14 protein-coding genes and 1 tRNA gene are annotated in these 12,367 nt (G+C 70.3%); 6 read left to right on the top strand and 9 right to left on the bottom strand.

Going from position 1 to position 12,367, the window contains the following annotated elements; all coding sequences use genetic code 11:
* The first annotated feature begins 21 nt into the window (after window positions 1–21).
* Entirely contained in the window at window positions 22–471 is a 450-nt protein-coding gene (locus DEJ05_RS12370) for a hypothetical protein (protein WP_111029046.1), read from the top strand.
* Between the two features lie 121 nt (window positions 472–592).
* On the opposite strand, the gene galK is transcribed toward DEJ05_RS12370, so the two are convergent.
* Both galK and galT read right to left on the bottom strand, forming a co-directional pair.
* Window positions 593–1,732 (bottom strand): galactokinase, encoded by a 1,140-nt coding sequence (galK, locus tag DEJ05_RS12375; RefSeq protein WP_111029047.1) that lies wholly within the window; start codon window positions 1,730–1,732, stop codon window positions 593–595.
* Window positions 1,729–2,826: a galactose-1-phosphate uridylyltransferase gene (gene galT, locus DEJ05_RS12380; protein ID WP_111029048.1), complete on the bottom strand. Its 1,098-nt coding sequence runs from the start codon at window positions 2,824–2,826 to the stop codon at window positions 1,729–1,731. Before galT ends, galK begins: the two co-directional genes overlap by 4 nt.
* 64 nt (window positions 2,827–2,890) lie before the next feature.
* On the opposite strand from galT, the gene DEJ05_RS12385 reads away from it, so the two are divergent.
* Complete coding sequence (locus tag DEJ05_RS12385) at window positions 2,891–3,745, top strand: DeoR/GlpR family DNA-binding transcription regulator (protein ID WP_111029049.1); 855 nt, start codon at window positions 2,891–2,893, stop codon at window positions 3,743–3,745.
* On the top strand, window positions 3,742–4,674 hold the full coding sequence (locus DEJ05_RS12390; protein ID WP_111029050.1) for an aldose 1-epimerase family protein: 933 nt from the start codon (window positions 3,742–3,744) through the stop codon (window positions 4,672–4,674). The genes DEJ05_RS12385 and DEJ05_RS12390 overlap by 4 nt, the downstream gene beginning before the upstream one ends.
* A gap of 87 nt (window positions 4,675–4,761) precedes the next feature.
* Here DEJ05_RS12390 and DEJ05_RS12395 read toward each other — a convergent pair whose 3' ends face one another.
* The 4 genes from DEJ05_RS12395 to DEJ05_RS17900 all read right to left on the bottom strand — a co-directional run bounded on the left by DEJ05_RS12395 (window position 4,762) and on the right by DEJ05_RS17900 (window position 6,439).
* Window positions 4,762–5,082, bottom strand: coding sequence for a hypothetical protein (locus tag DEJ05_RS12395; protein ID WP_027466636.1), 321 nt, complete (start codon window positions 5,080–5,082; stop codon window positions 4,762–4,764).
* Between the two features lie 176 nt (window positions 5,083–5,258).
* The gene (locus DEJ05_RS12400) at window positions 5,259–6,095 is read right to left on the bottom strand and encodes an SGNH/GDSL hydrolase family protein (protein WP_181433049.1); all 837 of its coding nucleotides are present in this window, start codon (window positions 6,093–6,095) and stop codon (window positions 5,259–5,261) included.
* A gap of 56 nt (window positions 6,096–6,151) precedes the next feature.
* Window positions 6,152–6,224: transfer RNA gene (locus tag DEJ05_RS12405), tRNA-Lys, on the bottom strand.
* 53 nt (window positions 6,225–6,277) lie between these two features.
* Entirely contained in the window at window positions 6,278–6,439 is a 162-nt protein-coding gene (locus tag DEJ05_RS17900; RefSeq protein WP_017888098.1) for a hypothetical protein, read from the bottom strand.
* 127 nt (window positions 6,440–6,566) lie between these two features.
* Between DEJ05_RS17900 and DEJ05_RS12410 the strand changes: the two genes are divergently transcribed.
* The 3 genes from DEJ05_RS12410 to DEJ05_RS12420 all read left to right on the top strand — a co-directional run bounded on the left by DEJ05_RS12410 (window position 6,567) and on the right by DEJ05_RS12420 (window position 9,281).
* Complete coding sequence (locus DEJ05_RS12410; RefSeq protein ID WP_111029052.1) at window positions 6,567–7,196, top strand: DNA-directed RNA polymerase subunit beta; 630 nt, start codon at window positions 6,567–6,569, stop codon at window positions 7,194–7,196.
* Window positions 7,197–7,809: 613 nt separating this feature from the next.
* Window positions 7,810–8,409 carry an ECF RNA polymerase sigma factor SigK gene (gene sigK, locus DEJ05_RS12415; RefSeq protein WP_027466633.1) on the top strand — a complete coding sequence of 200 codons (600 nt, stop codon included), beginning with the start codon at window positions 7,810–7,812 and terminating at the stop codon, window positions 8,407–8,409.
* Entirely contained in the window at window positions 8,406–9,281 is an 876-nt protein-coding gene (locus DEJ05_RS12420; protein ID WP_111029053.1) for an anti-sigma factor domain-containing protein, read from the top strand. The genes sigK and DEJ05_RS12420 overlap by 4 nt, the downstream gene beginning before the upstream one ends.
* 184 nt (window positions 9,282–9,465) lie before the next feature.
* Here the strand turns inward: DEJ05_RS12420 and pstB are convergent, their stop codons facing one another.
* The 3 genes from pstB to pstC are packed head-to-tail and all read right to left on the bottom strand — an operon-like array spanning window position 9,466 to window position 12,344.
* Window positions 9,466–10,245 carry a phosphate ABC transporter ATP-binding protein PstB gene (gene pstB, locus DEJ05_RS12425; protein ID WP_027466631.1) on the bottom strand — a complete coding sequence of 260 codons (780 nt, stop codon included), beginning with the start codon at window positions 10,243–10,245 and terminating at the stop codon, window positions 9,466–9,468.
* Window positions 10,246–10,294: 49 nt separating this feature from the next.
* Window positions 10,295–11,380 carry a phosphate ABC transporter permease PstA gene (gene pstA / locus DEJ05_RS12430; protein ID WP_111024123.1) on the bottom strand — a complete coding sequence of 362 codons (1,086 nt, stop codon included), beginning with the start codon at window positions 11,378–11,380 and terminating at the stop codon, window positions 10,295–10,297.
* A 13-nt stretch (window positions 11,381–11,393) separates the two neighbouring features.
* The gene (pstC, locus tag DEJ05_RS12435; RefSeq protein WP_071404716.1) at window positions 11,394–12,344 is read right to left on the bottom strand and encodes a phosphate ABC transporter permease subunit PstC; all 951 of its coding nucleotides are present in this window, start codon (window positions 12,342–12,344) and stop codon (window positions 11,394–11,396) included.
* Between the last annotated feature and the right edge of the window lie 23 nt (window positions 12,345–12,367).

The following is a 12,367-nucleotide window of genomic DNA, read 5'->3' on the forward strand; positions in this document are numbered from 1 at the left end:
CGCCGGTGCTACGGTCGCGGCATGGGGGACGAACGACTGCAGACGACGCCGGTGATGCGAGCCCGGCCCGAGCCGTCGCAACTGACCAAGGACGCCCGGTGGCTGATCGTCATCGTGGCGATCTGCGTGCTGTTCCAGGCTCCCGGGTCGACCTGGGCGACGACCTTCGTGCACGCCGGCCAGGAGTACACGTTCACGTCGGGCCCCTGGTCCGGATGGACGCTCGCGACGGTGGGGTTCGCGGTCGCCGGGTTCGTCGTCGCGATCGCCCGCCGTGGTGCAGCCCGGTTCGACGAGCACACCGTGATGGGCCTGACCCTGGCCGCCGTGCTCGGGACCACCGCCCTGGTGTGGTTGCTCATGCCGGCGCAGACCGCGTGGGTGGAGTGGGCCGTGGAGCACGGTCGGACGCACCCGTTCGTGCTCGGGAACGTGGTGGAGTACGTCCGTTACGCGGACTACCTCGGCTGAGTCGGCGGGGGCGCGGCGGGGCTGTCGGGGTGCTGCCGTTCTTTCGCGCTGAGCGACAGCCCACGGGCTGATCGCCGCGTGAACTGTCGCTCAGCGCGAAACGTCGAGCGGCGGAGCGCCGTCAGTCGCGCCGGGCGCCCTGCGCGGCGTGCACCGTGAACACGTTCGGCTCGCGGAACCCGGCGTCGGCGAAGGCGGCGGTGACGGCGGCGGTGATCGCCTCGCGTGACTCCTGGTCGACCAGCGCGATCGCCGCACCGCCGAACCCACCACCGGTCATGCGCGCACCGACGGCACCCTGCTCGACCGCGGTCGCGACGGCCAGGTCGAGCTCCGGCACGGAGATCTCGAAGTCGTCGCGCATCGACTCGTGCGACGCGACGAGCAGGGAACCGATCGCCCGGGGACCCTGTTCGCGCAGCGTGCGGACGGTGTCGAGGACGCGCTGGTCCTCGGTCACGATGTGCCGGACCCGGCGGAAGGTCTCGTCGTCCAGGAGCTCCTGCGCACGAGGCAGGTCCTCGACGCTGACGTCACGCAGTGCCTCGACGCCGAGCACCTGGGCACCCTTCTCACACGAGGCCCGACGAGCCGCGTAGCCACCGGTTGCGTGGGCGTGCTCGACGCGGGTGTCGATCACCAGGACCTCGAGCCCGTTCGCCTCGAGCGCCAGGTCGACGACGGCGGTGTCGAGCGTGCGGCAGTCGAGGAACACGACGGCGTCCTGCTCGCCGAGCAGCGAGGCGGACTGGTCCATGATCCCGGTGGGGGCACCGACGGCGTGGTTCTCCGAGTACTGCCCGACGCGCGCCAGGGTCTTCCGGTCGAGGCCGAGTTCCCACAGGTCGTTGAACGCCAGCGCGACACCGCATTCGATCGCCGCACTGGACGACAGGCCCGCACCGACCGGCACGTCGGACTCGATGAAGACGTCGAACCCGGTCTTGTCGTTCAGATCGGCACCGGCATGCTCGCGCAGGGCCCATGCGATCCCGAAGACGTAGGCCGACCAGCCGCCCATCGCCTCGGGCGACAGGTCGTCGAGGGACAGCGCCATCGGCTCGCTCGAGGCGTCGAAGGCGGAGGCGACGCGGATCGTCCGGTCGTCACGCTGCGCGATGGAGGCGGTGGTGCGACGGTCGATCGCGAAGGGCAGCACGTAGCCGTCGTTGTAGTCGGTGTGCTCACCGATCAGGTTGACGCGACCCGGGGCGGAGTACCGCACCGTCGGCTCGTACCCGTAGACCTGCTGGAACGTCATGCGCGCTCGACTCCCTGTCGGATGAACTCGGCCGCCTTCTCGGGCACGAGGTCCCCGATCCAGGCGCCCATGGCGGCTTCGCTGCCGGCCAGGAACTTCAACTTGTCCGCCGCACGTCGCGGCGAGGTGATCTGCAGCATCAGCCGCACGGTGTCGCGGGCGGTGTGCACCGGCGCCTGGTGCCACGCGGCGATGTAGGGCGTCGGGTCGCCGTAGAGCGCATCGAGCCCGCGGGTGAGCCGGAGGTGCATGTGGGCCAGCTCGTCCTTCTCGGCCTCGGTCAGGCCCGCGAAGTCGGGGACGTGGCGGTGCGGCAGCATGTGGATCTCGATGGGCCAGCGCGCGGCGAACGGGACGAAGGCGGTGAAGTGCTCGCCAGCGAGGACGACCCGCTCGGAACCCCGCTCGTTCGCGAGGTGCTGCTCGAACAGGTCCGGACCGAACCGTTCGATGCTCGCGAGCAGGCGCTGGGTGCGCGGCGTGATGTACGGGTACGAGTAGATCTGCCCGTGCGGGTGGTGCAGCGTGACACCGATCGCCTCGCCCCGGTTCTCGAAGGGGAACACCTGCTGGATGCCCGGCATCGCGGAGAGTGCGGCGGTGCGGTCGGCCCAGGCTTCGACGACGGTGCGGGCACGCGACTCGGAGATGGAGGCGAAGGACCCGGAGGTCTCGGGCGAAAAGCAGACGACCTCGCACCGGCCGACCGAGCGGAGCTGGCGGTTCAGGCCGACGTCGCTCAGGGACTCGAGTGACTCGGGGGCGTCGTCGGCTTCGAGCAGCGGGCCGAACGACGGCGAGCGGTTCTCGAACACGGCGACGTCGTAGCGGCTCGGGATCTCGGACGGGTTGGCCGGGCTCTGGGGCGCGAGCGGGTCCTGGTCGGCCGGCGGCAGGAACACCCGGTTCTGCCGGGACGCCGCGATCGACACCCATTCGCCCGTCAGGACGTCCTGCCGCATCCGCGCCGTCTCGGGCCGCGGGTCGAGCACGCGCTCGTCGATGCTGCGTTCTGCGGGCAGTGTCGAGTCGGCGTCGTCGAAGTAGAAGAGGTCGCGGCCGTCCGCGAGCTTCGTCACGCGCTTGGTGATCACCGGAACAGCCTAGCGCCCATCCGAAGCGTTGCGAAAGACATCGGAAGCAAGCGAAACTGTCCACATGACGGACGCCGACCTCTCCTTCCTCGCCGGCGCGCTGCCCGCGCCCCTGCGGCAGGACCGCATCGTCGCGATCGTCGACGGCGCCCCTGGCATGGTCCGGACGGCCGCGTTGGCCGCGTCCCTCGGCACCAGCGAGGTGACGGTCCGCCAGGACCTCGCCGTCCTCGACCAGGAGGCCCGGATCCGGCGGGTGCACGGAGGCGCGGTCCGCCTCGGGGCCGGGTCCACCGAGCGCCCCTTCGAGGAGACCGCCGTCGAGCACCAGGTGGCCAAGGCCGCCATCGGCCGTGCGGCCGCTGCGCTGGTCCGCCCGGGGGAGTGCGTCGTCCTCGACGTCGGCACCACGCCGGCCGCCGTCGCCGAGGCCCTCGTGGCGCGCACCGAGCTCACCGGCGTCACGGTCGTCACGAACTCCCTCACCACGGCGCTCGCGCTCGAGCGTGCGGTCCCGCGCTTCACCGTGATCGTCACCGGCGGCACCCTCCGGCCCCTGCAGCACTCGCTCGTCGCCCCCTTCAACGGCGCGGTCCTGCCGATGATCGCCGCGGACCTCGTGTTCCTCGGCGGGACCGGACTCGACGTCGACCACGGCCTGACGAACGTGAACCTGCCCGAGACCGAGGCCAAGCGGATGCTCGCGGCGACGGCCCGGCGTACGGTCGTGGTCGCGGACGGGTCGAAGTTCGGCCGGGCCCACATCGGGGTCGTCCGCGCGCTCGAGGACATCGACGTCGTCGTCACCGCCGAGGCCGACGCCGCCGCGGTCGCCACGATCCGGGCGGCCGGGGCCCAGGTGATCGTCGCCGACGGCGAGCAGCACACCGAATCAGCCGGAAGGAAGAACACCCCATGACCGCAGCACCCACGGGTGGCCAGTACCGCCTCCACCACGCCGGACCCGACGGGGTCGTCGAAGCCGTGGTCACCGAGGTCGCCGCGGGCATCCGCGAACTCCGCGTCGCCGGCTTCGACATCACCGAGCCGTTCCCCGTGACCGAGCAGCCGCCGGGGGCGAACGGCATCGTCCTGGCGCCCTGGCCGAACCGCGTCGCCGGTGGTGTGTGGGAGTTCGACGGCAAGCGGCAGCAGCTCGACGTCTCGGAGCCGAAGTACGGCAACGCGTCGCACGGACTGCTCCGGTTCGCCCCGTACCGGGTGGTCTCGCAGACCGAGACGTCGATCCAGCAGGAAGCGACGATCCACCCGCAGCACGGGTGGCCCTTCACCCTCGAGACGCGCGTGCTGCACGAACTCGTCGACGACGGCATCCGTGTCACGCACGAGGTCACGAACCGTTCGGGCGTGCGCGCACCCTTCGCTGTCGGCGCGCACCCGTACCTGCGTGCCGGTGACACCCCCGCCGACGACCTGGTCGTCACGCTCGACGCCGCGACCGCCTTCACCGTCGACGAGCAGAAGGTCCCGAACGGTTCGGTGCCGGTCGAGGGCACGCCGTACGACCTGCGCCAGGGGCGACGTGCCGGGGACTCGGACCTCGACACCGCCTACACGGACGTCACCCCCGACGCCGACGGGATCCGCCGCACGACGATGCACGGGCCGGAGGGCGACGGGGTCGAGCTCTGGCAGGACGCCTCGTTCCCCTACGTGCAGGTCTTCACCTCGCGCGAGTACCCGCGGGGCGACGGGAAGGGCCTGGCGGTCGCGGTCGAACCGATGACGGCGCCCGCGAACGCCCTGAACTCGGGCGAGGGCCTGCGCTGGCTCGAGCCGGACGAGACCTGGACCGGTTCGTGGGGGATCCGCCGCGTCTGGTCCTGAGGAGTCCGGTCGGCACCACCGCTGACACGAAGAAGGCCCCGCCGGGTGTCCGGCGGGGCCTTCTGTGTTCGTGTCGGACGCCGGGCGTCAGCCGCGGCGCATCCGGAGTGCCTCGACCGCGAGGGACTCGGTCGCGTACCGGCCGACCTCGTGCGCCCACGCCGGGTCGTCGCCACGGAGCGCGATGAAGTCCTTGCGCTGCCGGCAGACGTAGCCGAGCACGGCGGTGGCCGTCGCGACCTCGATGAAGTCCTTGCGGATGTGGCGGGTCGTGACCTGGGCGTTGCGGCGGAGCGTGTCGAGCAGGAGCTCGTTGCTCATCGTCGTGTTGGTCGCTGCTGCGAGCTCGACGATGCGGCGCGCGTCACCGGTGGTGCTGGTCTGCGTGGCTTCGATGGGCTCGATCACGGTGTACCCCGTTCGTTCGTGGTGGTGCTGTGCTGCAGGATCCGGTGATCGGATCCGGGAACGACACTATCGGCGGCAGCCCAACAATCCGCTGAGGGCGGGCTGTGGTGGGCAGGGGATCTCCCATGAGCCCGCTGGGGACGGGTTGTACCCCGTTCAGGAGCAGATGGCGCCGCTCAGACGCAGCGGGCGCTGCCGACGGGTGCGCCGAGGGCGTCGAGGGACTCGCTGACGCGGTCCGCCAGGTACTGGTAGCCGGCGTCGTTCGGGTGGCCGCCGTCGACGGCGGAGTACCCCGGGCTGTTGCTCGACGTGAACCACCTGCCGGCGAGGGCGTCGATGTACGGGACACCGGCGGCGGCGGCACCCGCGGAGACCGACGCGGCGACACCGACGGTCGAGTTCGCCCACGGCAGCGGTGCTGACGGGCCGAGCGCGACGACGACGGCGTCCGGCCAGGTCTGCTGCGCCGTGCGGAGGGTCCGCTCGACGGTGGCGCGGAGGGTGTCCGAGTCGACGAGCCAATCGTTCTGGCTTCCCTGCACGATCACGAGCTGGGGGTCGAACGCAGCGTGCCGCTCGAGGCGTGGCCCGTACGTGTAGTGCGACGAACCGGTCCGACCGGTGTCGACGTAGCCCGTGCCCGGGTACCCGTCGATCTTGGCCGTCCACCCACGGTCCTCGCTGAGGTCCTGTGCCCAGCCGCGGAGTCCGCTGGCCGAGCCCCGACCCGAGGTGTACGAGTCACCCACGATCAGGACGCGTGACCCGGGTTCGATCGCCGCGGCGACGCGATCGGCCGAGACGCCGGGGGCAGCGACGGCCGAGGCCGAGGTCGACGAGGACACCGGCTGGCAGGCACTCGAGACGCTCGGCAGGATCAGCAGGAGTCCGGAGACCCCGAGTGCCATCGCGCCGAGGGCGAGTGCCGGCACCAGCTTCCGGCGGCGTCGGCGCATCGTCGCCGGGCCGGTGGGGGTGCCCGGCCGCTCGCGCTGCGATCGTCGGCCCATCCGTCGCATTCTAGACAAGAGGCCAGACCGGGGCTGTGAAGGCAGGCCGGAAGGTGTGGGCCCCGTGGGGCTCGAACCCACGACCCTCGGATTAAAAGTCCGGTGCTCTACCAACTGAGCTAGAGGCCCTCACCCGCAAGGCTAGCGGGTGAGGGCCTCCGGGACGGAACCGTCTGACCGGGTCAGCCCCGGCGTCCGGTGAGCGTCCGCAGCAGCCACGCGATGACCGCGATGATCAGCAGCACGATGCCGACGTAGAGCAGGAACTTGAGGCTCGCAGCGAAACCGCCGACGAACAGCAGGATGACTGCGATCACAGCCAGGATGATGAGCAGGGCGTTCATGGAAGATCCTCTCCTTCACGTGCAGGGAGGAGCGCCTCCCTGCCGCAACACGGTACGCGTGGCGCAGCGGTTGCGTTCTGGGCGAACGGGACGCGGGCGTGTCACCGGCCGCGCCTACACTGCTGCGGTGCCTCGCGATCACCACCGTCCCGTCCACTTCACCGACGCCGAGTTCGCCGCCATCCAGGGCGGTGAGGACCCGGCGCTCGTGAACCGTGTCGCGCACGAGACCGCGAACGCCCTGCTGCACCGGGTGCGCGAGGACCCGGACCCGGCCGTGGTCGAGCGGCTCGTCACCTACACCGACGTGCACGGCATCGACGCCATCGCGGAGCTGTGGGCGCGGGTCGGGGCGCACACCCTGCCGGGGGCGCTCTGGCGGGTGTACCTGGTGCGCGTCGTCATCCGGCAGAACCCGGAGGAGATCGCGTACCTGTTCGAGCGGGGCACGGCGCAGATCGGCACGATCGACCAGGCGGTCGCGGGTGCCGAGGAACCGACGGGGCCGGCGGAGATCCTGACGCTCGCCGACCGCATCCTGCACGGCCTGTACACGGGCGACCTCGCGGTGGCGCTCGACCGCGGGGCGTCCTTCTGCCGACTGACCGCCGCCGGCGCGACCGCCGTGGCGGACGAGTCCGACCTGGTGGCATCCGAGCGCGCGAGCGAACTCACGACGCGGGCGCTCCGCCTGACGGAGCTGGCGGCCGACCTGACCGAGGCTGCGGCGCTCTGGCGCCGCGACAGCCTGGACTGAGCGAGCGGCGGGGCGGACCCGCACCGGGCCTCCAGGCCAGGGCCGCGCAGCAGCGCGATGACGCGCCAGGCCAAGGGCCGCGCAGCAGCGCGATGACGCGCCAGGCCAAGGGCCGCGCAGCAGCGCGATGACGCGCCAGGCCAAGGGCCGCGCAGCAGAGAACCCGGACGCGACCGCGTCCGGGCACAAAAAGACCGGGCCGCAGAAGCGCCTCTCGGCGCGAGGCCGCTCGAAGCGGCGAATTTTGGAGCCCGGGGCTTGCTGCGGCCCGGCGAGACCAAGTCTACGAGACGTCGGCTGATCACTCGACCCTGTTCACTCATGGTGGACAGAACCGGCCCCGGGCGCGCCCGCGCGCACCCCGGTGCAGGCCCGCCGCGCCCATCCCGTCGAGAAATCCCGACCCCCATCCAATCCACAGCGGGGACCGCACCGAATCATCAGCGTGACGGACGGAATGCCCGTCACGAAGCGAGAGGCCCGGTGTGACCCGGACCGGCACCGCCGGTCAATTCCCTGTGGGTCACGCCGGCCCCTCGTCTCGACCGCCCATGCGGAGGCTTCGTGCTACCCGCCTGGTCAACGAAAGCAACCGAGAGGAGGGAAACCTGCAATGCTTGCCCTCGTGGATAGCGACACCGAACGCTGGAGCTCGTCAGAGCCAGCTCAGGCATCGCCGGACGACCTCCTCGCCCGGGTCGCCGCCGGTGACCAAGCCGCCTTCGCGGACCTCTACGACGCACTCTCCGGTCGGGTCCTCGGTCTGATCACGCGCCTCCTCCGGGACCGCGCGCAGTCGGAAGAGGTCACACAGGAGGTCTTCCTGGAGGTCTGGCAGCAGGCCACCCGCTTCGACCGGAAGCGTGGGACGGCCGCCAGCTGGGTCCTCACCATGGCCCACCGCCGAGCGGTCGACCGGGTCCGTGCCTCGCAGTCGTCGCACGACCGCGACACCAAGATCGGCATCCGCGACCTCGAGGCCGGTTTCGACCAGGTCTCCGAGTCAGTCGAGATCCGCATCGAGCACGAGCGCGTCGGCCGAGCGCTGGCGAAGCTCACCGAGTTCCAGCGGCAGGCCGTGCAACTCGCGTACTACGGCGGCTACTCGCACAGCGAGATGGCCGAACACCTCGGTGTCCCCATCGGCACCGTCAAGACCCGTCTCCGTGACGGGATGATCCGACTCCGAGACGAGATGGGGGTGACCTCATGACCGAACGCCACGACGACCCCGCACTGATGACGGGTTCCCACGCACTCGACGCGCTGTCCGACGACGAGCGCGCGCTCCTCGAGGACGCCCTCCGGACGTCCCCCGAGCTGCAGGCCGAGAACGACTCGCTGCGCGAGACCGCGCTGCAGCTCGCCTACGCCGTCGCACCGATCGAGCCCCCCGCGTCGCTCAAGGCGTCGCTGCTGGCCCGGATCGCGACGACCCCCCAGGCTGCGCCCCTCGCCGACACGACGGTCGACCAGACCCCGGTCGCCGAGACCACCTCCGTCCAGGAGGCCCGTCCCGAGCCCGCCAGGCACGTCGCCTCGATCGCCGACGGCGCCACCGCCGGTGGCCGGGCATCGTCCGAGGCTCGCCGCCGCTGGTTCCAGCGTCCGGCGGTCATGCTGACGGCCGCAGCTGCCGTCGCCGCGGTCTTCTTCGGCGGACTCGGCGTCGGGTCGATCTTCGACCCGAACGGCTCCGGCACGGGCACCACCCAGGCCTCGAGCGGTCTCGACCGCATCTACGCCGCCTCAGACTTCCAGCGCACCACCACCAAGGTCGCGGGCGGCGGTTCGGCGACGGTCGTGTGGTCGAACGACCTCGGCAAGTCCGCGGTGATCCTCGACGGTGTCGAGCAGGCGCCGAAGGGCAAGACGTACGAGCTCTGGTACATCGGCTCCGAGGAGCAGGGCGGCACCATCAAGTCGGCCGGCCTGGTCGACGGTGCGGCTGACGGTGTGCACTCCGCCGTGCTCAAGGGCGCGATGTCCGAGGGCGCGACGATCGGGATGACGGTCGAGCCCGAGGGCGGTTCCGAGCAGCCGACCACGTCGCCGATCATGGCGGTCCCCACCACCACGGCCTGACGCCTCGGGCGGTCCTGCTGGACTGCCACCGACGCAGAACGACGAAGCCGCTGTCACACGACAGCGGCTTCGTCGTTCTTCGTCCGCACGGCTTTCCGGCGCAACCACGAAGGCCCGGTGCGCGTCCGTGGCGGACGTGCACCGGGCCTCCAGGCCGTCCGTCAGTGCGACGGACGGATGCCGATCAACCGAAGCGACCCGAGACGTAGTCCTCGGTGGCCTGCACGGACGGGTTCGAGAACATCGTCGCGGTGTCGTCGAACTCGATGAGCTTGCCGGGGGCGCCCGTGCCGGCGATGTTGAAGAACGCCGTCTTGTCGCTGACGCGCGACGCCTGCTGCATGTTGTGGGTCACGATCACGATCGTGAACTCCTTCTTGAGCTCCTCGATCAGGTCCTCGATGGCGAGGGTCGAGATCGGGTCGAGGGCCGAGCAGGGCTCGTCCATCAGGAGCACGTCCGGCTCGACCGCGATCGCGCGGGCGATGCAGAGACGCTGCTGCTGCCCACCGGACAGACCCATGCCGGGCTTGTCGAGGCGGTCCTTGACCTCGTTCCACAGGTTCGCACCCTGCAGCGAGCGCTCGACGATGTCGTCGGCCTCGGAGCGGGAGACGCGCTTGTTGTTGAGCTTCACGCCCGCCAGCACGTTGTCGCGGATCGACATCGTGGGGAACGGGTTCGGACGCTGGAAGACCATGCCGACCTGACGACGGACGAGCACGGGGTCGACGCCGGCGCCGTACAGGTCGTCGCCGTCGATCTTGACCGAGCCCTCGACCCATGCGCCGGGGATGACCTCGTGCATGCGGTTCAGGGTGCGGAGGAAGGTGGACTTGCCGCAGCCCGACGGGCCGATGAAGGCCGTGACGGTGCGGGGCTCGATGGTGATGTCGACACCCTCGACCGCCTTGAACTTCGAGTAGTAGACGTTGAGGCCGTCGACCTCGATGCGCTTGGACACGTTGATCCTTCTGGGTGGGTGGTGTCGCTGGTTCCGCGGGGGCGGAGGGTCAGCGGCTGAGCTTGGGGGCGAAGAGACGGGTGATGAACCGAGCGAGCAGGTTCAGCAGCATCACGATCAGGATGAGCACGAGGGCCGCGGTCCAGGCCCGGTCGACGAACGGCACCGGGTTGGCGCCCTGCTGCGAGTACTGCGTGTACGCGTACACCGGCAGGGTCATCATCGGGTCACGGAACAGGTTGTAGTTCATGCTCGCGGTGAAGCCGGCCGTGACGAGCAGCGGGGCGGTCTCACCGATGACGCGGGCGATGGAGAGCATGACGCCGGTGGTGATGCCGGCGAGGCTGGTGGGGAGCACGACCTTGAGGATGGTGAGGTACTTCGGCACCCCGAGGGCGTACGAGGCCTCGCGGAGTTCCATCGGGACGATCTTCAGCACTTCTTCGGTGGAGCGCACGACGATCGGGATCATCAGCACCGACAGGGCGACGGAGCCGACCAGGCCGAAGCGGGCACCCGGGCCGAGGAACAGCGCGAAGAGCGCGTAGGCGAACAGGCCGGCGACGATCGACGGGATGCCCGTCATGACGTCGACGAAGAACGTGATGCCCTTCGCCAGTGCGCCGCGACCGTACTCGACCAGGTAGATCGAGGTGAGCAGCCCGATCGGCACCGAGATGAGCGCCGCGAACAGCGTGATCTCGAGCGTGCCGATGAGGGCGTGGACCGCGCCGCCGCCCTCGGAGATGACCCCGCGCATCGAGTACGAGAAGAAGTTCGCGTCGAAGCGGGCGACGCCCTTGGCGATGACCGTCCAGAGCAGCGACACCAGCGGCAGGACCGCGATGACGAACGCCGTGATGACGAGCGAGGTGACCAGGCGGTCGACCGCCTTGCGGCCACCCTCGACGATGCGCGAGATGACGACGATGAGGACGTCGAACAGGACCGTGCCGAGGAAGATCGCGGCGACGACGTTGAAGTCCTTGACGGCGCCACCCGCGTTGAGCAGGGCAAAGACCAGGACGAGGGCGACCCAGCTGCCGACGAGCAGCAGCCACGGGACGGAGGCGTGCAGCTTGCCGTTGGCGTAGACGTTGCCGGCGGTGCCGGTCTGACGGAGCGCGAGGGACATCGGGTGCGACCTCTCAGCTGACTCGGCTGCGGACGATGTACCGCGCGAGCATGTTGATGACCAGGGTGATGACGAAGAGGATCAGACCCGACGCGATGAGCGCGTTCAGTGCCGTACCGGATGCCTCGGCGAACTGCAGGGCGATGTTCGCCGCGATCGTCGAGGGGTTCTGCGACGTCAGCATCTGGAACGTGACGTTCGTCGAGACCGACAGCACCAGCGCGATCGCCATCGTCTCGCCGAGAGCACGACCGAGGCCGAGCATGATCGCGGAGACGATGCCGGACTTCGCGAACGGCAGGACCGACAGGCGGATCATCTCCCAGCGGGTCGCGCCGAGGGCCAGGGCCGCTTCCTCGTTGAGGGTCGGGGCCTGCAGGAAGATCTCACGCATGACCGCGGTCATGATCGGGATCGCCATGACGGCGAGGACGATCGACGCGGTCAGGATCGTGCGACCGGTGCCGGACACCTGGCCGGAGAACAGCGGGAACCAGCCGATGTACTCGTTCAGGAACACGTAGAACGGCTTCACCAGGGGCGCCAGCACGGCGATGCCCCAGAGGCCGTAGACGACCGACGGCACCGCGGCCAGCAGGTCGATGACGTAGCCGAGGACCGGCGCGAGTCGACGCGGCGCGAAGTGCGAGATGAAGAGGGCGATCCCGAGGGACAGCGGCACGGCGATCACGAGCGCGATGAGCGCGGACCAGACGGTGCCGAAGACCAGGGGGCCGACGAAGTCCCAGAAGTTCGTGGCCTTGCCCGGCAGCTCGCCGACCTTGGCGGAGAAGGCCGGGATGCTCTGCCAGACGAGGAACGCGGCGACGAGCACGAGCACGAAGAGGATGAGGCCGCCGGCGATGACCGAGGCGGCGGAGAAGACGCGGTCGCCGACACGGACGACGGGCTTCGGCTTGGTCGGGGTGACGGTGGCCCCTGGCTGGGCCGGTGCGGTCGTCATGGGGTACTCCTGTCGGAGGAACG

Origin of the sequence: Curtobacterium sp. MCLR17_045, from assembly GCF_003234405.1 — a bacterium.
Lineage (GTDB): Bacteria > Actinomycetota > Actinomycetes > Actinomycetales > Microbacteriaceae > Curtobacterium > Curtobacterium flaccumfaciens.